19 protein-coding genes are annotated in these 20,399 nt (G+C 52.7%); 11 read left to right on the forward strand and 8 right to left on the reverse strand.

The window, feature by feature from the left end; translation table 11 throughout:
• Positions 1-314 precede the first annotated feature (314 nt).
• The 3 genes from mltA to tcdA all read left to right on the forward strand — a co-directional run bounded on the left by mltA (position 315) and on the right by tcdA (position 4,623).
• Positions 315-1,460: a murein transglycosylase A gene (gene mltA / locus ACKQAD_RS04195; protein ID WP_409158999.1), complete on the forward strand. Its 1,146-nt coding sequence runs from the start codon at positions 315-317 to the stop codon at positions 1,458-1,460.
• A gap of 18 nt (positions 1,461-1,478) precedes the next feature.
• Complete coding sequence (locus tag ACKQAD_RS04200; RefSeq protein ID WP_409159000.1) at positions 1,479-3,737, forward strand: molybdopterin-dependent oxidoreductase; 2,259 nt, start codon at positions 1,479-1,481, stop codon at positions 3,735-3,737.
• A 67-nt stretch (positions 3,738-3,804) separates the two neighbouring features.
• The gene (gene tcdA, locus ACKQAD_RS04205; protein ID WP_409159001.1) at positions 3,805-4,623 is read left to right on the forward strand and encodes a tRNA cyclic N6-threonylcarbamoyladenosine(37) synthase TcdA; all 819 of its coding nucleotides are present in this window, start codon (positions 3,805-3,807) and stop codon (positions 4,621-4,623) included.
• Between the two features lie 10 nt (positions 4,624-4,633).
• Here tcdA and csdE read toward each other — a convergent pair whose 3' ends face one another.
• Together csdE and csdA are read right to left on the reverse strand one after the other, a co-directional pair.
• Positions 4,634-5,107 (reverse strand): cysteine desulfurase sulfur acceptor subunit CsdE, encoded by a 474-nt coding sequence (csdE, locus tag ACKQAD_RS04210; RefSeq protein WP_409159002.1) that lies wholly within the window; start codon positions 5,105-5,107, stop codon positions 4,634-4,636.
• A 3-nt stretch (positions 5,108-5,110) separates the two neighbouring features.
• Positions 5,111-6,316, reverse strand: a complete 1,206-nt coding sequence (csdA, locus tag ACKQAD_RS04215) for a cysteine desulfurase CsdA (RefSeq protein WP_409159003.1) — start codon at positions 6,314-6,316, stop codon at positions 5,111-5,113.
• Positions 6,317-6,499: 183 nt separating this feature from the next.
• Between csdA and ACKQAD_RS04220 the strand changes: the two genes are divergently transcribed.
• The 4 genes from ACKQAD_RS04220 to rlmM all read left to right on the forward strand — a co-directional run bounded on the left by ACKQAD_RS04220 (position 6,500) and on the right by rlmM (position 9,805).
• Positions 6,500-6,721 (forward strand): YgdI/YgdR family lipoprotein, encoded by a 222-nt coding sequence (locus ACKQAD_RS04220; protein ID WP_409159004.1) that lies wholly within the window; start codon positions 6,500-6,502, stop codon positions 6,719-6,721.
• A gap of 525 nt (positions 6,722-7,246) precedes the next feature.
• Positions 7,247-8,170, forward strand: coding sequence for a transcriptional regulator GcvA (locus ACKQAD_RS04225; protein ID WP_409159005.1), 924 nt, complete (start codon positions 7,247-7,249; stop codon positions 8,168-8,170).
• A gap of 146 nt (positions 8,171-8,316) precedes the next feature.
• Positions 8,317-8,712, forward strand: a complete 396-nt coding sequence (locus tag ACKQAD_RS04230) for a DUF423 domain-containing protein (protein ID WP_409159006.1) — start codon at positions 8,317-8,319, stop codon at positions 8,710-8,712.
• The gene (rlmM, locus tag ACKQAD_RS04235; protein WP_409159007.1) at positions 8,705-9,805 is read left to right on the forward strand and encodes a 23S rRNA (cytidine(2498)-2'-O)-methyltransferase RlmM; all 1,101 of its coding nucleotides are present in this window, start codon (positions 8,705-8,707) and stop codon (positions 9,803-9,805) included. Before ACKQAD_RS04230 ends, rlmM begins: the two co-directional genes overlap by 8 nt.
• A gap of 56 nt (positions 9,806-9,861) precedes the next feature.
• Here the strand turns inward: rlmM and xni are convergent, their stop codons facing one another.
• The 3 genes from xni to queF all read right to left on the reverse strand — a co-directional run bounded on the left by xni (position 9,862) and on the right by queF (position 13,248).
• Positions 9,862-10,644, reverse strand: coding sequence for a flap endonuclease Xni (gene xni, locus ACKQAD_RS04240; protein WP_409159008.1), 783 nt, complete (start codon positions 10,642-10,644; stop codon positions 9,862-9,864).
• Between the two features lie 71 nt (positions 10,645-10,715).
• On the reverse strand, positions 10,716-12,080 hold the full coding sequence (gene ppnN / locus ACKQAD_RS04245; protein WP_409159009.1) for a nucleotide 5'-monophosphate nucleosidase PpnN: 1,365 nt from the start codon (positions 12,078-12,080) through the stop codon (positions 10,716-10,718).
• A 319-nt stretch (positions 12,081-12,399) separates the two neighbouring features.
• Complete coding sequence (queF, locus tag ACKQAD_RS04250) at positions 12,400-13,248, reverse strand: NADPH-dependent 7-cyano-7-deazaguanine reductase QueF (RefSeq protein ID WP_409159010.1); 849 nt, start codon at positions 13,246-13,248, stop codon at positions 12,400-12,402.
• A gap of 70 nt (positions 13,249-13,318) precedes the next feature.
• Between queF and syd the strand changes: the two genes are divergently transcribed.
• The 4 genes from syd (at position 13,319) to ACKQAD_RS04270 (ending at position 16,226) form a co-directional block, all read left to right on the forward strand.
• The gene (syd, locus tag ACKQAD_RS04255; RefSeq protein ID WP_409159011.1) at positions 13,319-13,867 is read left to right on the forward strand and encodes a SecY-interacting protein; all 549 of its coding nucleotides are present in this window, start codon (positions 13,319-13,321) and stop codon (positions 13,865-13,867) included.
• Between the two features lie 708 nt (positions 13,868-14,575).
• Positions 14,576-14,926 carry a YqcC family protein gene (locus ACKQAD_RS04260; RefSeq protein ID WP_409159012.1) on the forward strand — a complete coding sequence of 117 codons (351 nt, stop codon included), beginning with the start codon at positions 14,576-14,578 and terminating at the stop codon, positions 14,924-14,926.
• Positions 14,919-15,704: a tRNA pseudouridine(65) synthase TruC gene (gene truC / locus ACKQAD_RS04265; protein WP_409159013.1), complete on the forward strand. Its 786-nt coding sequence runs from the start codon at positions 14,919-14,921 to the stop codon at positions 15,702-15,704. The genes ACKQAD_RS04260 and truC overlap by 8 nt, the downstream gene beginning before the upstream one ends.
• A 66-nt stretch (positions 15,705-15,770) precedes the next feature.
• A complete protein-coding gene (locus tag ACKQAD_RS04270) occupies positions 15,771-16,226 on the forward strand; it encodes a flavodoxin (protein WP_409159014.1) in 456 nt (151 codons plus the stop codon).
• Between the two features lie 74 nt (positions 16,227-16,300).
• Here ACKQAD_RS04270 and ACKQAD_RS04275 read toward each other — a convergent pair whose 3' ends face one another.
• From ACKQAD_RS04275 to glnD, 3 genes are all read right to left on the reverse strand, one after another.
• Positions 16,301-16,690 carry a DUF3461 family protein gene (locus ACKQAD_RS04275; protein WP_409159015.1) on the reverse strand — a complete coding sequence of 130 codons (390 nt, stop codon included), beginning with the start codon at positions 16,688-16,690 and terminating at the stop codon, positions 16,301-16,303.
• Positions 16,691-16,807: 117 nt separating this feature from the next.
• Positions 16,808-17,635 carry a 2,3,4,5-tetrahydropyridine-2,6-dicarboxylate N-succinyltransferase gene (dapD, locus tag ACKQAD_RS04280; protein WP_409159016.1) on the reverse strand — a complete coding sequence of 276 codons (828 nt, stop codon included), beginning with the start codon at positions 17,633-17,635 and terminating at the stop codon, positions 16,808-16,810.
• Between the two features lie 28 nt (positions 17,636-17,663).
• On the reverse strand, positions 17,664-20,258 hold the full coding sequence (gene glnD, locus ACKQAD_RS04285; protein WP_409159149.1) for a bifunctional uridylyltransferase/uridylyl-removing protein GlnD: 2,595 nt from the start codon (positions 20,256-20,258) through the stop codon (positions 17,664-17,666).
• Positions 20,259-20,399 lie beyond the last annotated feature (141 nt).

Consider the following 20,399-nt stretch of genomic DNA (forward strand, 5'->3'; position numbering starts at 1 on the left):
CGACGACCTTCGGGTTATGAGCCCGACGAGCTACCAAGCTGCTCCACCCCGCGTCTGTGGATGCGCACTATACTCTCCATGAGTATTGATGCAACCTATTTCTCTAAAAAGCGCGGTATTTGGTTGATTTACCACCTGATGGGTCATTTTATAACCGCAATGTAGCGATGAAAGGAAACCCTGATTTTTTACTGTGTCGTCTGTCGAACGCCATACGCCTGAACCGTGGATTTATGTGCTGTCCCATTCCTTTCTCGATAGCCGTTTGTTATCGTTCGACGGTAACTTTTTTGATGTAAAAAGCGAGTGTAAAGATGAAGGGATGGTGGGGAAAATATGTGCTGACCGTAGTGGTTATCGCCATTTTGGCTGGGTGTCAATCCAGGCCAACCGATCGCGGGCAGCAATATAAAGATGGTCACCTCAACCAGCCGCTGGAATTGGTGAATGAGCCCAATGCCAAGGGTAAACCCGTCAACGCGCGGGATTTCATGACTCAGGTTGCTGAAATACGCTCGGCGTCACCGAATCTCTATACGCGCAATAATTCGACCTTTCAGGCGATTGAAAACTGGATGATGTCAGGCGCGGATACCCGTGAACTGAGCAAGTTTGGCCTGAATGCCTGGCAGATGGAAGGCGTTGATAACTTTGGTAACGTGCAGTTCACCGGTTATTACACGCCCGTGTTGCAGGCGCGCCATACCCGTCAGGGGGAATTCCGCCATCCTTTATATGCTATGCCGTCAAAGGGCAGAAAGAACAGCCGGCTGCCGGATCGTGCTGGTATTTATGCCGGTGCGCTCGATGATCGACTGGTTCTCGCCTGGACTAACTCGTTAGTCGATAATTTCATGATGGAAGTGCAGGGCAGTGCCTATATTGATTTTGGCGATGGACGTCCGCTGACGTTCTTCGGCTATGCCGGTAAAAACGGCCATGCCTACCGCAGTATTGGCAAAGTGCTGATCGATCGTGGTGAAGTTCCGCGTGAAGAGATGTCTATGCAGGCCATCCGCAAGTGGGCGGAGCAGCACACCGAATATGAAGTACGTGAACTGTTTGAGCAGAACCCCTCTTTTGTGTTCTTTAAACCCATGATGTCCGCGCCTGTGAAAGGGGCCAGTGCCGTACCGCTGGTGGCGAAAGCCTCTGTGGCATCTGACCGTTCGCTGATTCCGGCAGGCACAGCCCTGTTAATGGAAGTGCCGTTGTTGGATAACGTAGGCAAATTCATCGGCAAGTATGAAATGCGCTTGATGATTGCACTGGATGTCGGTGGGGCGATTAAAGGCCAGCACTTCGATATGTATCAGGGCATTGGGCCAGATGCAGGGCATTCGGCTGGCTTCTATAACCACTATGGGCGGGTTTGGGTGTTGAAGAGTTCTCAAGGCAGTTCGCTCTTTCCAGCGAATGGTTCGGGTTCTTCGCTGCTGGTTAACTATCAACAAAATTGATTCTTCTCTGAGGTTGTCATGGCGATTAAACGTTATCCACATCTTGCGCACTGGGGCGCGTTTACCGCAGTGGTTGAAGATGGCAAGCTGATTCGATGCGAGCCGTTTGCCGACGATCCGGCCCCTTCCGCCATGCTCGATTCCATCGTGCCGCTGGTGTATTCCGACCGGCGTATCCGTCGGCCTTCGGTGCGGCGTTCCTGGCTCCAGAAACGCGAAAATAGCGACAGAACGCTGCGTGGCCGGGAAGACTTTGTTGAAGTGGATTGGGAGATGGCGCTTGATCTGGTCGCGCAGGAGAATCGTCGTATTCGCGATCGCTACGGTGCAGACGGCATGTTTGCCGGTTCCTACGGTTGGTCATCTGCCGGGCGCTATCACCATGCGCGTTCTCAGGTGCGACGCTTCTATTTCTCCGGCGGCGGCGCGGTCGACCAGCAGGGTAATTACAGCTGGGGCGCGGCGCAGTTCTTCCTGCCGTATGTGATTGGCACCTTCCATCCGCTAACGGGTAAGGTAACCGAATGGCGCAGCGTCGCCGAGCACTGTGATATTTTCCTCGCGTTTGGCGGTTTGGCGCTGAAAAACGCACAGGTGGCCTCCGGCGGCGCCGGGCACCACACGTTGAAGCCCGCGCTGGAAACGCTGGTGGCGAAAGGCATTCCGGTCATTAACATCAGCCCTATGCGCGATGACTGCCCTGAATTTGTGAATGCCGAGTGGATTCCCATCCGCCCGAATACCGATGTCGCCTTGATGCTGGCACTGGGTTATGAAATTCAGCGCTTGGGTGCCGACGATAAAGATTTCTTGCAACGCTACTGCGTTGGCTACGAGCAACTGAGTGACTACTTGCATGGTCGCGGCGACGGCATGGTGAAAACGCCCGAATGGGCCAGCGACATCACGGGTATTCCTGCCGAGCGCATCCGGCGTTTGGCGCAGCAGTTGATCGGTGTGCGCAGCTTTATTACCTGTTCTTACTCTGTGCAGCGTGCACACCGCGGCGAACAGCCCTATTGGATGATGATTGCGCTGTCTTCAATGCTGGGGCAAGTAGGGTTACCGGGTGGTGGATTCTCCTTCGGCCACGGTTCGATGAACAGCGTCGGCAACGAGCGTATTTCAACGCCTGGGCCCGCTTCTCCGTCAACCCCGAACGCGGGGCTGGCGATCCCTGTGGCACGTATCGCCGATATGCTACTGCATCCGGGAGCGCCTTATACCTTTCAGGGCGAAACCCATACTTATCCCGATATTCATCTGATTCACTGGGCGGGCGGTAATCCGTTCCATCATCACCAGCAGTTGAACCGTCTGGTGGACGGCTGGCGTAAGCCAGATACGGTGATTGTGCAGGATATCGTCTGGACGCCAGCGGCACAGATGGCGGACATCGTACTGCCCGTCACCACCACGCTGGAGCGTAATGACATTGGCGGGTCGTCTCGTGATCGTTTTATCTTTGCCATGCATCAGGCGATTGTGCCGCAGCATCAGGCGCGTAATGACGTGGATATCTTCAGCGAACTGGCGGAACGTCTGGGCTATGGTGACATGTTCACGCAAAATCGCAGCGAGCAGCAATGGCTGGAACACCTTTATGACGAATGCCGAGCGCGGCAGCGCGATGCCGCTAATAACTGGCCGTCATTTGAGGATTTCTGGCAGCAGGGACATGTCGAAATCCCGATGGATGAAAAACCGTTTGTGTTCTTTGAGGATTTCCGCCGTGACCCGCAGCAGCATGCGCTGAGTACGCCAAGCGGTAAAATTGAACTGTTCAGTTCTGCCATCGCTAGCTATGGCTATGCCGATTTTGCGCCGCATCCTGAGTGGCAGCCTCCCGTTGAATGGCTGGGGGCTGAAAGCGCGCAAGAGTGGCCGCTGCACTTTATTTCTATTCAGCCATCTGACCGTTTGCATAGCCAACTGGCCGCTACGCCGCAGGTTGCCGCGAATAAGACCGCAGGAAAAGAGACGCTGTACATGCACCCGCAGGACGCTGCTGCGCGGGATATTACCGATCGCTCTCAGGTGGAAGTCAGAAACGCGCGTGGCCGTATTCTGGCGGGCGTACAGATTACCGACGGCGTCACGCCGGGCGTGGTGATTATGCCCACTGGTGCCTGGTTTGAGCCCGGCTTTGGTCAGAAAACGTGGTATCCGGTTGAGCAATCAGGAAATGCGAATGTCCTGACGCTGGATATCGGCACGTCGCCGCTCACTCAGGGGCCGAATGCCATGAGCTGTCTGGTGGATGTGGTGCGGGTTTAGCGCTATCCTGAGCCGCTTTTCTCGCTGTTTTATTCTTCTGTGATTTTGTTTTCGTAAGGTTGGTTAAATGAGTACGCAATTATCCGAAGCCTATTTGCAACGCTTCGGCGGCACCGCGCGGTTATATGGTCAACAGGCGCTGACGCTGTTTTCTCAGGCTCACGTTTGTGTGATTGGCATTGGTGGCGTTGGTTCCTGGGCGGCTGAGGCGCTGGCGCGTACCGGCATCGGCGCGATTACGCTGATTGATATGGATGATGTATGCGTCAGTAATACCAACCGTCAGATCCACGCGTTGCGTCAGCACACAGGGCAGTCGAAGACGGAAGTGATGGCGGAACGTATTCTGGCGATCAACCCGGAATGTCGTGTCACCTGCGTGGATGATTTCATTAGCGCGGAAAACGTGGCCGAGCTGCTTGACCGAAACTTCAGCTATGTGATTGATGCTATCGACAGTGTGCGCCCGAAGGCGGCGCTGCTCTCCTACTGTCGCCGCTATAAAATCCCGGTGGTGACAACCGGTGGTGCTGGCGGGCAGATCGATCCGACCCGGATTGAAGTTACCGATCTGGCGAAAACGATTCAGGATCCGCTGGCTGCCAAGCTACGCGAGCGGTTAAAGCACGATTTTAACGTGGTGAAGAACAGCAAAGGAAAGCTGGGTATCGACTGTGTGTTTTCCAGCGAGCCGCTGGTTTATCCGCAGCCTGATGGTTCCGTTTGTGCGTCTCGTAGTACGGCAGATGGTGTCATGCGGATGGATTGCGCGTCAGGCTTTGGGGCTGCGACGATGGTCACCGCAACCTTCGGGTTTGTTGCGGTATCCCATGCGCTGAAGAAGATGATGGCGAAAAGGGGAGGATCGTCTGTGGCGCAGAAGTAGCGCGATTCCGCTATTTTCCCGCTGCTTCTTGTTCTGCTATGTTCCTGATTCTGGCGGCCAGCGCCGCCAACCCGCTTGAACGTGAAGCGCTGAGCTGAGCGCGCAGTCCTAGCATGTCAAACAGCGCCAGTGGATCGTGCTGTAATAGCGTTTCTGGCGTTTTTCCTTCAACGGCGGTGAGCAATACCGCCAATAATCCCCGAACAATGCGCCCATCGCTGTCACCGTAAAAGTGCAGCCTGTCGTCTTCCTGACGTTGATAACCCAGCCAGACGCGATTTTCACAGCCGGATAATGAAATATCCTCGGTTTTCAGCACCTCGGGCAGTGCGGGTAACGCCTTTGCCAATAAAATAAGCTGCCGATAGCGATCTTCCCATGCGCGGCAGGTATCAAAGCGCGCCAGCAGATCGGCGACGGTGATGGCGTGGCCAAAAGGATGCATGTGGTCAAAAGGATGCATAGCGTCGGTTGTTTCGGTCATGGTTTAGTCGATCAGTAAGTCAAGGGCGTTGCCCACCGCGGCGATCAGTGCAGCAACATCTTGTTGGTTATTGTACGGGGCGAATGAGGCACGGAGCGTGCCGCTGACGCCGAGTGCGTTCATCAGCGGCTGCGCACAGTGATGCCCGGCGCGCAGTGCGATGCCGCTTTCGGCTAACAGCGTCACCAGATCGCTGTGATGTACATCGGCAATATCAAAGGACAGCACGCTGGAGTGCGGGCTACGGAAGCTGCGAAAGCCGGGGAACCGCGTCAACTGTGTTTCGGCAAGCTGCGCGAGCCACTGACTGTGCTGCTCGGCGGCGTGCCACTCCTGCGAGCTTAGCCAGTCTAACGCCGCAAACAGGCCAAGCACGCCAGCAATATGCGGTGTCCCGGCTTCAAACCGCTGCGGAATCGCCTGCGGTTTGAAGCCGTCAAACGAAACTTGCGTCATCATTTTCCCGCCGCCTTGCCACGGCATCATACTCTCCAGCAAGGCGGTTTTGCCGTACAGGACGCCAATCCCGGTTGGACCATACAGTTTGTGCCCGGAAAACGCATAGAAATCAATATCCAACGCCTGTACATCCGGCGGACAGTGAACAATGCCCTGCGCGCCGTCAACCATCACTACCGCGCCATAGCCGTGGGCCAGCGCAATCGCGCGCGCCAGATCGGGCTGTCCGCCCGTCACGTTTGACATTTGCCCCAGCGCCAGCAGCCGGGTTTTGGGGGTGATCAGCGTAGCTAGCTGCTCAACATCCGGCAAGAAGTCCGCACCTATCGGTAACTTCACCACATTTGCGCCAGTTTGCTGCGCCACCATGAGCCATGGAATCAGGTTGGCGTGATGCTCCGCTTCACTCACAACGATTTCGTCGCCCGGTTGAAGGCGAGGGCGAGCATAGCTCTGGGCGACCAGATTGATTGCTTCCGTTGTGCCTCTGGTCCAGACAATGGAACGCGGATCGTCGGCGTGAAGTAACGTGGCGACTTGCTCACGAGCACCTTCAAAACGCTGGGTTAGCGCCTGCGCGCCGCGATGCTGGCTGCGGTGCACCGTACCGCTTTCACTGCTATAGAACTGTTGCACTGTATCAATGACAGGCTGTGGTTTCAGCGCGGTCGCGGCACTATCAAGATACACCGTCGAAGGCTGGAGGGCGGGGAACTGTTGGCGAAAGGTGGCAGGGTTAAACGGTGTCATGAGCATCCTCTTTTGGAGGACAGATCCTGTCCCATTTTGTCGATAGAGACAAGTTTAAGACTATGCTTAATACGATTTTGTGGAAAAAAAAACAATTCTTGCTACGCTTTAAATTGTTACTTTTCAGGATTTCCTGATGAAATAAGTATATTGGATGAAATTTAAAGTTGATGAGGACTAATTATGAAGAATAAAATCTCTATTTTTGCCGCTATCGCACTGGCATTTACTCTGGCAGCCTGTTCTAGCAACTACGTCTTACATACCAATGATGGGCGTACCATTATCTCTGAAGGCAAGCCAAAAGTGGATAACGATACGGGGATGATCAGCTACACAGACGCGTATGGTCAGAACCAGCAGATTAGTCGTGATAATGTACGTGAAATGGTTGAAGCGAAGTAATCAAGTATTACTTAGCATTGCAAGTGTAGACTAAAACGCCAGCGGTAACACGTTGGCTTTTTTTCTTTATCGAGGACAAAAAAAAGCACCGTAATTTACGGTGCTACACAAAAAATCACTTTGGACAGACAGGGTAAATGTACAGGAAGTGAATAGGCTAGACTCGCTACCACATCTGCAAAAGGCAGACAAACAAATAGCAAACACAACATCACAACCACAAGCCAAAAGCACTCAGGTTACCCCTCCGTACTTTTCGTTCCGGCCTAGGAAGTTGCGCTAATATAGGTATTTGCTGGTACATCCTCAACGGACAAATTATAATGTCTCGGATTACAAAAACTAATAGTTGTGCCCGTCATCTTTTCGTTGTAGAGAATCCGGCTGTTGCCACTGGTATTAATCGCTTAGCCAGCTAATTGGCAGGGGATCTTTCCCTTGGTTGTTTTTCTGCATCTTAAGATTTAATGGGTATCAATGTGCCCGATAAACCGCTGATTTAGCGTAAACCAAAAGATTTCGTTCATGTCAAAACGTCTTCCTCCGCTCAACGCATTGCGCGTTTTTGATGCGGCGGCTCGCCATTTAAGCTTTACCAAAGCGGCAGAAGAACTGTTTGTTACGCAGGCCGCCGTCAGCCACCAGATTAAATCCCTGGAAGATTTTCTGGGGCTTAAACTATTCCGCCGTCGTAATCGCTCCCTGCTACTGACGGAAGAGGGGCAAAGTTACTACCTTGATATCAAAGAGATTTTCTCATCTTTGAATGACGCAACCCGCAAGCTGCAATCCCGCAGCGCCAAAGGCGCGTTAACGGTTAGCCTGCTACCCAGCTTTGCCATTCATTGGCTGGTACCACGTCTGTCGAGCTTTAACTCCGACTATCCAGGAATTGATGTGCGTATTCAAGCAGTGGATCGCGATGAAGATCGTCTGGCGGATGACGTGGATGTCGCGATTTTCTACGGTCGGGGAAACTGGCCGGGGTTACGGGTAGAAAAATTGTACGCCGAATATCTGTTACCCGTTTGCTCACCTGCGTTGCTGGCGGGGAATCACCCGTTAAAAACGCCGGATGATTTGGTCGCACACACGCTGTTGCACGATGCGTCGCGTCGTGACTGGCTGTCCTATACGCGTCAGCTTGGCGTGCAAATTAACGTGCAGCAGGGGCCTATTTTCAGCCACAGCGCCATGGTGTTGCAGGCGGCGATTCATGGTCAGGGCGTGGCGTTGGCGAATAATGTAATGGCACAAACGGAAATCGAAGCTGGGAGGCTGGTGTGCCCATTTAACGATGTGCTGGTCAGCCGGAACGCTTTTTATCTGGTATGTCATGACAGTCAGGCAGAACTGGGTAAAATAGCCGCCTTTCGCCATTGGATTTTGGCGCGGGCAGCCAGCGAGCAGGAAAAGTTTCGTTTTCGCTATGACAACGGCACGCGCTGAGGCCGTGTGGCTGTCGAAGGTTGGGTGACCGAATAACTCACGTAGATAACTACGTTTCAGACTGAGACCGACCTACTTGCCGAACGAAAACGGCGGTCTTTGTCAGCAACCTCGTTTATAGGTAACAACGATTATAGGTAACTACGATGAATAGTCGTTTCATGCTGGTGTTTGCTGCTGTCAGTGGCTTCACTTTTGTCGCGCTGGGCGCGTTTGGTTCCCACGTCCTCAGTAAAACGCTGGGTGCAACGGAACTGGGCTGGCTGCGTACCGGCCTTGAATATCAGGCATTTCACACGCTGGCGATTTTGGCGCTGGCCATTGCTATGCAACACCGAACCAACCTGTGGTTTTACTGGAGCAGCGTTTTTCTGGCGTTGGGAACGGTACTCTTCAGCGGAAGTTTATACTGTCTGGCGCTTTCTCATCTGAAGCTATGGGTTTATGTGACGCCATTTGGCGGAACCTGTTTTCTGGTGGGATGGATATTAATATTGATTGGCGCACTGCGTCTGAAGAGAAAGGCTGAACGCCATGAATAAAGTCATTTTGTATTGCCGTCCTGGATTCGAAAAAGAGTGTGCGGCAGAAATAACGGAAAAAGCCACGCAGCATAATGCCTTTGGCTTCGCGCGGGTAAAAGAAAACAGCGGCTACGTGGTGTTTGAATGCTACCAGCATGAAGATGCTGAACGTCTGGTGAAAACACTGCCGTTCCATGAGCTGATTTTTGCTCGTCAAATGTTCGTAAGCGGTGAGTTACTGCGTGATCTGCCGCCGGAAGATCGTATCACGCCAATTGTCGGCATGTTGTCGGGAGCCATTGAACGCGCCGGGGAACTGCGTGTTGAAGTTCCTGACACTAACGAAAGCAAGGAACTGATGAAGTTCTGCCGCAAATTTACCGTGCCGCTGCGTGCGGCGTTGCGCGAACATAAAATTCTCTTGGGTTATGAAAAAGCAGATCGGCCGGTACTGCATGTGCTGTTTATTGCGCCAGGCTGCTGCTATGTCGGTTACTCCTATAGCAATAACAATTCGCCGTTTTATATGGGTATCCCACGGCTTAAATTCCCTTCTGATGCGCCAAGCCGCTCGACGTTGAAACTGGAAGAAGCGTTTCACGTTTTTATTCCCGCGGATGAGTGGGATGAGCGTTTGGGCAGCGGGATGTACGCGGTGGATTTAGGCGCGTGTCCCGGCGGTTGGACGTATCAACTGGTCAAACGCAGCATGATGGTTTATGCAGTAGACAATGGGCCAATGGCACCCAGTCTGATGGAAACTGGGCAGGTGATGCATCATCAGGCGGACGGCTTCCGCTTCGAACCACCGCGGAATAATGTGTACTGGCTGGTGTGCGACATGGTGGAAAAGCCGGCGAAAGTGACGAGCCTGATGAGCGACTGGCTGGTGAAGGGCTGGTGCCGTGAGGCCATTTTCAATCTGAAACTGCCAATGAAGAAACGCTACGAAGAAGTGTCGCAGAATCTGGCGCAGTTGCGTGAACGCCTGAGTGAAAATGGCATTAATGCTGAAGTTCATGCCAAGCATCTGTACCATGATCGTGAAGAAATCACCGTGCATGTTCGTCGTTTCTGGAGTGCAGTGCCTGGCCGTCGCGACGAGCGATAAAAGCATACGGATGCGTATCTAGGATAACGGGTACGCATCCATATTAATGCATGTCGCTAGTGAGGGCCCGACTGAGCGGCAATCTGCACCGGCAGCCTTAGCTGTTGCAGATTACCATTGAGCGTTAAATCGGTACGCAGCGTGGCCACCTGTCGGCTGACAAGCGCCATTTCTTTATATTGTTCCAATTTCTTACGCCACTTCTCCGGCACGGTATCTAATTGCTGGTACAACGCCTCCAGACTCCCTGCCTGTTGCAAAAGCTGTGCTGCGCTTTTGGGGCCGATACCCGCGACGCCCGGAATTTTGCTACTGCTAATGCCCGCCAGCCCCCAGTAATCCGTAAGCTGCTGCGGTGAAACACCAAACTCCTGTTCGATAAACGGCAGATCCAGCCAGCGTTTCTGAAAGTAATCTCTAATCTGAATGTGTGGTGCCAATAACTGACAGTACCCTTTATCGGTCGATACAATGGTTGCTTGATGCCCTGCTGATGACAGCTTGGTGGCTAGCGTCGCTGCCAGATCGTCGGCTTCATTGCCGGGACTGTGCCAGCTTGCTACGCCTGCTGCGGCAAATGCCGATTTAATCTGCGGGAGTTCCTGTTTCAGATTATCCGGCATGGGCGTGCGTCCTGCCTTGTAGTCTGGCAGGAGCTGGTGACGCCAACTGGCATCGCGATCTTCATCATCAAAGACGGCGACAGCGTGCGTAGGCTGGCTGTTTTGTATGAGCTGATGCAGCGCATGTTGGCATGCCGTGATACACGGGGAACCTTGAACCGCATGAATGCGACGTATCAGGTTGAGTGCGTCGACAATCAGCAAATGGACGGGCATCGCGTGATTCCTGATGTGATAAGAGGGGGAAGCTGAGCTTCCCCACATAGAGACGACCGCTCGGTGGACCGTTAGGAGCAGATTTCGTAGCAGGGGATATAGGCGCTGCCGGGCAGCTTCATGCGCTGCTGTGCGACAAAGCCTTGTAACAGCGTATCCATGCTTTTCATCATCTGCGGATCGCCGTGAATTTTGTATGGCCCACGTTGCTCAATTGCCTGAATACCGACTTCCTTCACATTACCAGCCACAATGCCGGAGAACGCTCGGCGCAGCGCGGCAGCAAGCTCTTCAGCCGGTTGGTTCGGATGCAGGTTGAGATCGGCCATATTTTCATGCGTCGGCTCGAAGGGCAGTTGCAGGTCGGGTGCGATGCGCAATGACCAGTTAAAGCTGTAGGCATCGCCCGTGTGGCGACGGCTTTCTTTCACCTGCGGCATCGCTTTCTTCATCTGACGGGCGACTTCCGCGGCGTCATTAATGATGATCGAATAGTAACGACGCGCCTGACGACCCAGCGTGCCCACAATGAATTCGTCCAGCACACGGAAATAGTCTGCGCTTTCTTCCGGCCCTGTCAGGATAATCGGCAACACCTGTTCGTTGTTTTCCGGGTTCATCATGATGCCCAGCAGATAGAGGAACTCTTCCGCCGTACCGACCCCGCCGGGGAAAATAATGATGCCGTGCCCGATACGGACAAAGGCTTCCAGACGCTTTTCTATGTCCGGCATGATGATCAGTTCATTGACCAGCGGATTCGGCGGTTCGGCCGCAATGATGGACGGCTCAGTCATACCGATGAAGCGCCCCTCTTTATAACGCTGCTGTGCGTGACCGACGGCGGCACCTTTCATTGGTGCTTCCATCGCACCCGGACCGCAGCCCGTACAGATATTCAGTTCACGCAGGCCGAGCTGGCTGCCTACCTTGCGTGCATACTGATATTCAATTTCATTAATTGAATGGCCGCCCCAGCAAACCACCATGTTCGGTTCTTCCCCGACGTGGAGCGCTTTGGCATTACGCAGGATAGAGAACACCAGATTGGTGATATGGGCGGAATTTTCCAGATTTAGGTTCTGATAGCGGCCCGCGCTGGCGATTTGGCCGTTGACGAACAGAATGTCGCGCAATACGGCGAACAGGTTGGCCTGTAGCGCACGAATGATATTGCCATCCACGAACGCGTCTTCCGGTGGATTCACCAGTTCCAGTTTGACGCCACGTTCGCGGCGTAACACGTTGATATCAAAATCTTCATAACGAGACAGTAGCTCTTTGCTGTTATCTGTCTGGCTACCGGAATTCAGTACGGCGAGGGAACAGTTGCGAAACAAACGGTAGAGATCGCTGCTGGCCGTGCTTTTCAGCATGTCGACTTCCAACTGCGATAACAAATCCATCGATCCCAATGGGCTGATATGTGTAATCAATTTTGCTCCTTGAAACGCAATATAATTCGCGATGCCATGCTGGCTGCCGAGAGCACGTTCCGTTACTACACGTTCGACGCTTCAGCAACACGGCACGAATGTTATTCATTTAAGACGCGACGCGGGCTATACATGCGTTAAATGCCGCGAATCTAAATGAAACCTACTTGAGTACCATTCAGACGTTATGGATCTTTTGTTGTCTGGAATACCACCTTAACGCGCTGTCATCATTTTTTCCAATGTTGGCGGCAGTCTTAGAACCCATTTGCGTGACGCTACGCAGTTACCGTGCAAGCCCGCGCGACTTATCGGCCGGTTACTGGCGCGGCAGACGCCCATTTGGCGCGTTAAAGGGATAGTTACTGCGCCACGGGTTGATGTCCAGCCCGCCGCGTCGGGTATAGCGGGCATAAACGCTGAGTTTTTCCGGCTGGTAGTAGCGCATGATGTCGTTAAAAATTCGTTCCACACACTGTTCATGAAATTCGTTATGATGACGAAACGAGACAATGTAGCGCAGCAGCGCTTCACGGTTAATGCGTTTGCCGTGATAGTGGATCTGTACAGAGCCCCAGTCGGGCTGATGGGTGATCAAACAGTTGGATTTCAGCAGGTGGCTGATCAGCGTTTCTTCAACGACAGGCGCGTTCTGTTCATTTGTCGCCAGATAGTCGGCGTTGAAATCGTAGCTGTCGATCTGAATGTTTTGATCATCGATGCACTCGCCTGTGAAGCCCGCTAGCGGCTGGCCTTCAAGCTCACTGAGTTTGGAAAGCGTGACGCTGACGTCTCCCTGTGCGCAGTGCGCCAGATCGTTGGCTAACGTGTCGCGTACGCTTTCCCAACTGTCGAACGTCGTCTGATTAAAGCTGTTCAGGTACAGCTTAAAACTTTTTGATTCAATCAGATTCAGGCTTTCCGCATTCAGATGCATTTCACCGACAGCCACCTGAGGCACGCCACGGTTATTCAGCCAGGAAAGCTCGTAGAGCGTCCAGATATCTGCGCCATGAAAAGGCAGGTTGTCAGGATAAACGCCCAATGGGTCGCGGTTCAGGCTACGTGGCACGGGTTGCAGGAGTGCGGCATCATAGCGGTCGTGGTAGGGGGTGGGTTTGCCCAGTGTCAGCCCGCTCAGGGCCTGGTGCTTGTCATAAACGGACATGCTGTTACCTTGATGTGATAATCGTGATGGCGAATAGTGTAACCTGACTAAAAGAGTGATGAGAAAAATTATGGAGCATGAGGTCGTTTCGGCACTGGCGGCGTTTACCCAGCGTTATGTTGCCTGTTGGCAACAGGAGAAGGGGCACTTTCCCGCCAGTGAAGCCCTTTACGGCATACCTTCCCCGTGTATTGTCGAAAATCATGAGAATACGGTTTACTGGTTGCCGCAGCCTTTTGCTCCTTCAGCCGCATTGGACGGCGTGGAACGTGCGCTGGAAATTAGCTTGCATCCTGATGTTCATGCTTTTTACACCGCGCAGTATGCCGGAGATATGGCGGCGCAGTTTGATTCGCTATCTTGTCAGCTATTGCAGGTGTGGAGCGAAGAGGATTTCACCCGCATTCAGGAGAATCTGATTGGCCACTTGTTAACTCAGAAACGCCTTAAACTTACGCCGACGCTGTTTTTAGCGACGACCGATTCTGAGATGACAATGGTGTCGTTGTGTAATATTTCTGGTGAGATCATCCTGGAAGAGTTCGGTACGAAAAAGCGTCAGATCTTAGCACCGACGCTGACAGCGTTTTTTTCTAACCTGAATCCGTTAGCGGTCTAATGGTTAATCGAATTTCACTTTTGGTTTTGTGAGAGATCTCTTACATTTGCTGTAAGAAATATCTTATCTTTAATGTTGAAAATATGTTTCATTTTTATTTTTTCATTATTAATTAGACGATTAAAACAAAAATTTACCATGTCGTCTAAGGTGTGCTGAGAAACATTGTCACTTACCCCTTGCTGAAAGCTGACAATTAATACATCTTATAACTTAAGTTAGTAACCGGTTACAGTGTGTGTAATGGTGATTATTAGTAACAAAATAGTGTTACTGCACTCGGGTTGTTTTCAGGACGAAACATGGTTTCAGGAAGATACATGGTTTCAGGATGAAATCAGGGACACCTCCAGGAAGGAGATCGAGAGCCGATTAGGAATATCGGTGGGGCAGGAGCCTAAGGGATTTAATCACGGAAGATACAGGATGGAAACGTCAGGAAGAAAGTAGGACGCCAGCAAGGATTGTGGGTCAGGATGACCAAAAAGGAAAAGTTTTCATGGATGAGCAGGGATGCAAATGTGTAGCGGGATAGCTATAAAACGAACCGGGGGTACTGAGCAATCAGTACCCCCACTTTTTTGCCTGTAGCATTGGGAACTGAGGTTGTCGCCGATAGCCTGTGGTCAACATGCGGCGATTGGGTCAGGCTGATATCAATGCTATGCTTTGCCGTCATTACTGTTGGCTTCAAGGGCGAGAAACCGCATGAGTAGAGAGAACCAGGTTCGTCAGTCATTATTCGATATTGAGCGCGCGTTGAGGGAAAGTCCTTTCTGGCAGGTTGTTCCGCCAGAAGACGAAGCGTTTAATAGCACTGAGCCTTTCAGCCTTGATACCATGAAACCCGAAGAGTGGTTGCAGTGGGTCTTTTTGCCGCGCATGCATGCCTTGTTGGATAGCGAATTAGCGTTGCCCACAGAACTGGCTTTGCTTCCCTATTTTGAAGAAGCACTGGAAGGTGCGCCAGAAGAGACATCGGCGATTCTGTTGCATATCGGGCTGATTGATGCGCTGTTCCGCCCAGATGCACAGGATGGCGCAGTACACGATGCTTGAGATTATTTATCAGGATGAGCATCTGGTCGCCGTCAATAAACCCAGCGGCTGGCTTGTCCACCGTAGCTGGCTGGATCGCAAAGAAAAGGTCGTGGTGATGCAGACCGTGCGCGATCAGATCGGCCAGCATGTGTATACCGTTCATCGTCTCGACAGGCCGACATCCGGCGTGTTGTTGCTCGCGCTGTCCAGCGAGGTGGCGCGTGCGCTATCCCAGCAGTTTGAATCACACCAGATGCAGAAAATGTATCATGCCGTGGTGCGTGGCTATGTGCTGGACGACGGCGTGATTGACTATGCGCTCACCGAAGAGCTGGACAAGATCGCCGACAAGTTTACGAATCCTGATAAGGCACCGCAGCCTGCCGTCACGCATTACCGTTCTTTGGCGCAGGTCGAGATGCCGGTAGCCATTGGCCGTTACCCAACGGCACGATACAGTCTGATGGAACTGAAGCCACTGACCGGGCGTAAACATCAGCTCCGTCGCCATATGTCACACCTCCGCCATCCGATTATTGGCGATACCGCACACGGCGACCTGCGACACAATCGTGCCATGGAGACACATTTTTCCTGCGGCAGACTCATGCTGCATGCCAGCGAGCTACAGCTTAATCATCCAGTGAGCGGGCAGCCATTGACGTTGCAAGCATGCTGGGATACGCCATGGCAAGGTGTGATGACTCAGTTTGGCTGGCAGGGGATTCTCCCTGAGTTTGAAGGGGTTGAGTTTCCTGCCGACTCAGGTCAGGATAGCAAACATTTCGTCGGGTAATATCTTCCGTATTACTTTGTATAGCTTTTATATCAAACACATTGAATCAAAAAGGGAGTCAGAAGCATGGCGCAGATTGGTATTTTTGTGGGTACGGTCTACGGGAATGCATTGCTGGTGGCGGAAGAAGCCGAAAATATCCTCAGGGATCGTGGTCATGAGGTTAAGGTTTTTGAAGATGCGACGCTGGAATCCTGGCTGGACTATCGCGAGCATTCGGTTTTAGTTGTCACGTCGACGACGGGACAAGGCCAACTGCCTGACTCTATTGTTCCGCTTTACGCCGCACTGCGTGAGAGCGGCGGTTATCAGCCCGCGCTGCGCTATGGCGTGATTGCGCTAGGCGACAGCAGTTACCCGAATTTCTGTGCGGGCGGTCATCTTTTCGATGCGCTGTTGCAGGAAATCGGTGCTAAGCGTCTGGGTGACGTGTTGGAAATTGATGCCGTCGAACACCCAGAACCAGAAGTGATTTCATGCCCGTGGGTTGAAGGATGGGCTGATTTGGTTGATGCACAGTGATTCTGTGCTGAAATGAGAAACGGGAGCCTGTTGTGCTCCCGTTGTTGTTGCAGCCTGTTAGAGAATGCTCGTGTTTAGCGATTCTTGGTCAGTTTCTCTAAATCCGCTTCAATTTCGGTAATCTTGTTGGAAACGACGCTTTCCAGATGGCGCAGATCGTCGAGGATTTTGCGCTTCAGATCGACCTCAACCTGTTCCTTCTGGCATATTTTGTCCAATTCATCAATGACATAACGCAGATTTGGGCTAATCTCGTTGATCTCTTTATAGCCCTGTCCTGCGTTGTCGGCCACGATGGTCTTACGCTGGCGTGGATATTTGAACTTCACGCTTTTAGCGAAAAACTCGCCCTTATCTTTACGAAAATAGATCTTCAGGATGTCGTTGTTCGCTTCCTGACGCAGGCTGTAGCGATCGATATCATCGGGATTGGTAATGCCCAGGCTTTTTAGATTGTCATACATAGCGTCACCTTCTCGGCTTTTAGATATACCCGTCATACCGAAGTATTTAGGGGACATATAAATCACTTATCGTTCGAAGATAAAAAAACGGCGGGTGATTAACCCGCCGTTTCTCGTTTAGTCGATAGTGCGTAATAACTCATTGATACCCACTTTACCGCGGGTTTTCGCATCCACTTTCTTCACAATGACTGCACAGTACAGGCTGTAGCTGCCATCTTTGGACGGCAAGTTGCCGGAAACCACGACGGAGCCAGCGGGTACGCGGCCATAGTGGACTTCGCCGGTTTCACGATCGTAAATACGGGTGCTTTGACTAATGAACACGCCCATGGAGATAACGGAACCTTCTTCCACGATGACGCCTTCTACAACTTCAGAACGCGCACCGATGAAGCAGTTGTCTTCAATGATGGTCGGGGTCGCCTGCAATGGCTCCAAAACACCACCGATACCTACGCCGCCGGACAGGTGAACGTTTTTACCGATCTGAGCACAAGAACCGACGGTTGCCCAGGTATCTACCATCGTGCCTTCATCAACGTAAGCGCCGATGTTGACGTAAGACGGCATCAGCACGGTATTGCGGGCGATAAAGGCGCCTTGACGCACACTCGCTGGTGGTACGACGCGGAAGCCTTCACGCTGGAAGCGGGCTTCGTCATAGTTGGCAAACTTCATTGGCACTTTGTCGTAATAACGCGTTTCTGAGCCTTCCGTCACCTGGTTATCGTTAATGCGGAAAGAGAGCAGCACCGCTTTCTTCAGCCACTGATGGGTAACCCACTGGCCGTCGATTTTCTCTGCAACGCGTAGGGTGCCGCTATCCAACAGGCTGATAGCCTGACTGACGGCTTCACGTGTAACGGTGTCTGCGTTTGCCGGAGTGATTTCAGCGCGGCGCTCGAAAGCCGTCTCAATGATGTTCTGTAGTTGTTGGTGCATCCTGATTTCTCTTTCCTGATTGTAAAAATTAACTCAATGGTACTTTATCGTTTGGGTTAAGGGCTTCTGTCAACCGTTCTTGCAATTTAAGGCGCAATTCCGGCTTTAATGCCCGTCTGTCGGTGTCGGCCAGAATGAAAAGATCCTCTACCCGTTCGCCGATCGTGGAAATGCGTGCGCCGTGCAGCGATAGGTTGAGATCGGCAAAAATTTCACCGATACGTGCCAGCAGCCCTGGTTGATCGAGTGCGCTAAGCTCCATATAGCTGCGCCTGTCCGTATGTGTCGGTAGGAAGTTGACTTCCGTTGGCACGCAAAAGTGGCGCAGCTTGGGTGAGGGGCGTCGTACGCGCGGGTGTTGATAATGCCGTTGTGTTAGCGCTTGTTCCAGCGCATGGCGTATCATTTCATGCCGATCTTGCGCCAGCGGGCTGCCGTCCGGTTCCAGCACGATGAACGTATCCATCGCCATGCCGTCGCGGCTGGTAAAAATCTGCGCATCGTGCACGCTGAGGTTGCGTCGATCCAGTTCGCCGGCGACCGCCGCGAAAAGATAGGGCCTGTCCGGGCTCCAGATAAAAATCTCTGTGCCGCCACGGCTGGCTTGATGACTGATGAGCACCAGCGGTTTGTTGACATCATGCTCCAGCAGGTGGCGCGCGTGCCAGGCAAGCTGATTTGGCGAGTGGCGCAGGAAATAATCGGCGCGACAACGACTCCAGATGTGGTGCAACGCTTCTTCGTCGATGTTATCCATACGCAGCAGCGCCAATGCTTGCAGGCGGTTATGCCGGACGCGTTCACGTAAATCTGGCGTATTTTGCATGCCACGGCGCAGTTGTTTCTCCGTCGCGAAATAAAGTTCACGCAACAGGCTCTGCTTCCAGCTATTCCACAATGTTTCATTTGTGGCGCAAATATCCGCAACCGTCAGGCTGACCAGATAGCGCAAGCGGGTTTCGCTCTGCACTTCGGTGGCAAATTGCTGAATGACGGTAGGATCCTGAATATCGCGACGCTGTGCGGTGACGGACATCAGCAGGTGGCAGCGTACCAGCCAGGAAACCAACTGGGCTTCACGCGAGTTCAGCCCGTGCAACGCGGCAAACTCCAACACGTCCTGCGCACCCAGTTCAGAATGATCGCCTCCGCGGCCTTTCGCAATATCGTGGAACAGGGCCGCCAGCAGCAATAATTCGGGCTGGGGTAGGCGAGGGTAGAGTTCTACGCACAGCGGATGCTGTGGTCGCGTATCCTTGTCGGCGAAGCTTTCCAGTTTGAGCAGAACGCGGATCGTGTGTTCATCCACCGTATAAGCATGGAACAGATCGAATTGCATCTGGCCGACAATATTCCCCCACAGCGGCATGTACGCCCACAGCACGCTGTGGCGATGCATTGGCAGCAGGGCACGGCTTACCGCGTGTGGGTGGCGCAGAATATTCATGAATAGCTGGCGCGCTTCCGGGATGGTGCAGAGCGGGCTGGCGAGGTGACGACGTGCATGGCGCAACTGGCGCAACGTGGTGGAGTAAATACCACTGATGTCGCGGTTACGCACCATCAGGTAGAACATGCGCATGATGGCTTCCGGTTTTTTGATAAACAGGTTTTCATCGCGCAGGTCCACCAGATTACCGCGTAGCTGGAATTCATCGTCAATCGGGCGAGGCTTCTCACTCGCATCCAGTGCCAGAATCGCTTCGTCAAAGAGCTGCAATAGCATCTGGTTCAACTCGCTGACGCGGCGCGTCATACGGTAGAAATCCTTCATCATGCGTTCTACTGGCGTGTTGCCTTCGCCCTGATATTGCAAAAGTTGCGCAACGTTAAGCTGCCTGTCGAACAGCAACCGGTTGTCGTAACGCGGCAGGATCAGATGCAGAGCGAAGCGGATGCGCCACAAAAAGCTTTGGCATTCGTTCAGCTCTTTACGTTCGGCCTCAGTCAGGAAGCCGAAACCGACCATCTCATTTAGCGAGGTGGCACCGAAGTGGCGTCTCGCGACCCACAGCAGAGTATGAATATCGCGTAGCCCGCCAGGACTGCTCTTGATGTCGGGTTCCAGATTGTAGCTGGTGCTGTGATAGCGTTGATGGCGCTCTTGCTGTTCGGCGATTTTTGCTGGAAAAAACGTGGATGATGGCCAAAATTCATCACTGAATATGTGTTTTTGCAGCGAGAGAAACAGGGCGACGTCGCCGCATATCATGCGCGATTCGATCAGATTGGTCGCGACAGAAATATCGGCGCGCCCTTCCTGTAAGCACTCTTCCAGCGTTCTGACGCTATGGCCGACTTCCAGCTTCAGATCCCACAGTAGGGTGATGAATTGGCCGACGCGCTGGGAATGTTCCTCACTCAACGCTGTCTGGCTTAAGACCAGCACGTCGATGTCGGAAAGCGGGTGCAGCTCACCGCGACCATATCCACCTACGGCGACCAGAGAAGTCTGGGCAATATTTTCAAAACCGTAGAAGTACCATAGCCGCTGCAACAGGCGATCGATGAACAAGGTTCTGGCATCAATGAGCTTTTCCGCGCTGACGCCGGCGCGGAATTCTGAACCGAGCCAAAGCTGAAACAGTTCTAACTGCTGTTTTAACCTCTGGCAATTCAGCATATCATCCGCGTAGGTCAGCGGTGACGCGGGACGTTGCGCGAGTGTCGTGGTATCTGAAGGGCTGTTGGGTGAGGTTGCGTCAGGTGGTGTACTGTCTGGCGAAAAGTGGTTATCTGTCATAGCGCAGCCCATAAAAAAACG

The sequence above is a fragment of the Pectobacterium artocarpous genome (assembly GCF_046159765.1).
Classification (GTDB): Bacteria; Pseudomonadota; Gammaproteobacteria; order Enterobacterales; family Enterobacteriaceae; genus Pectobacterium.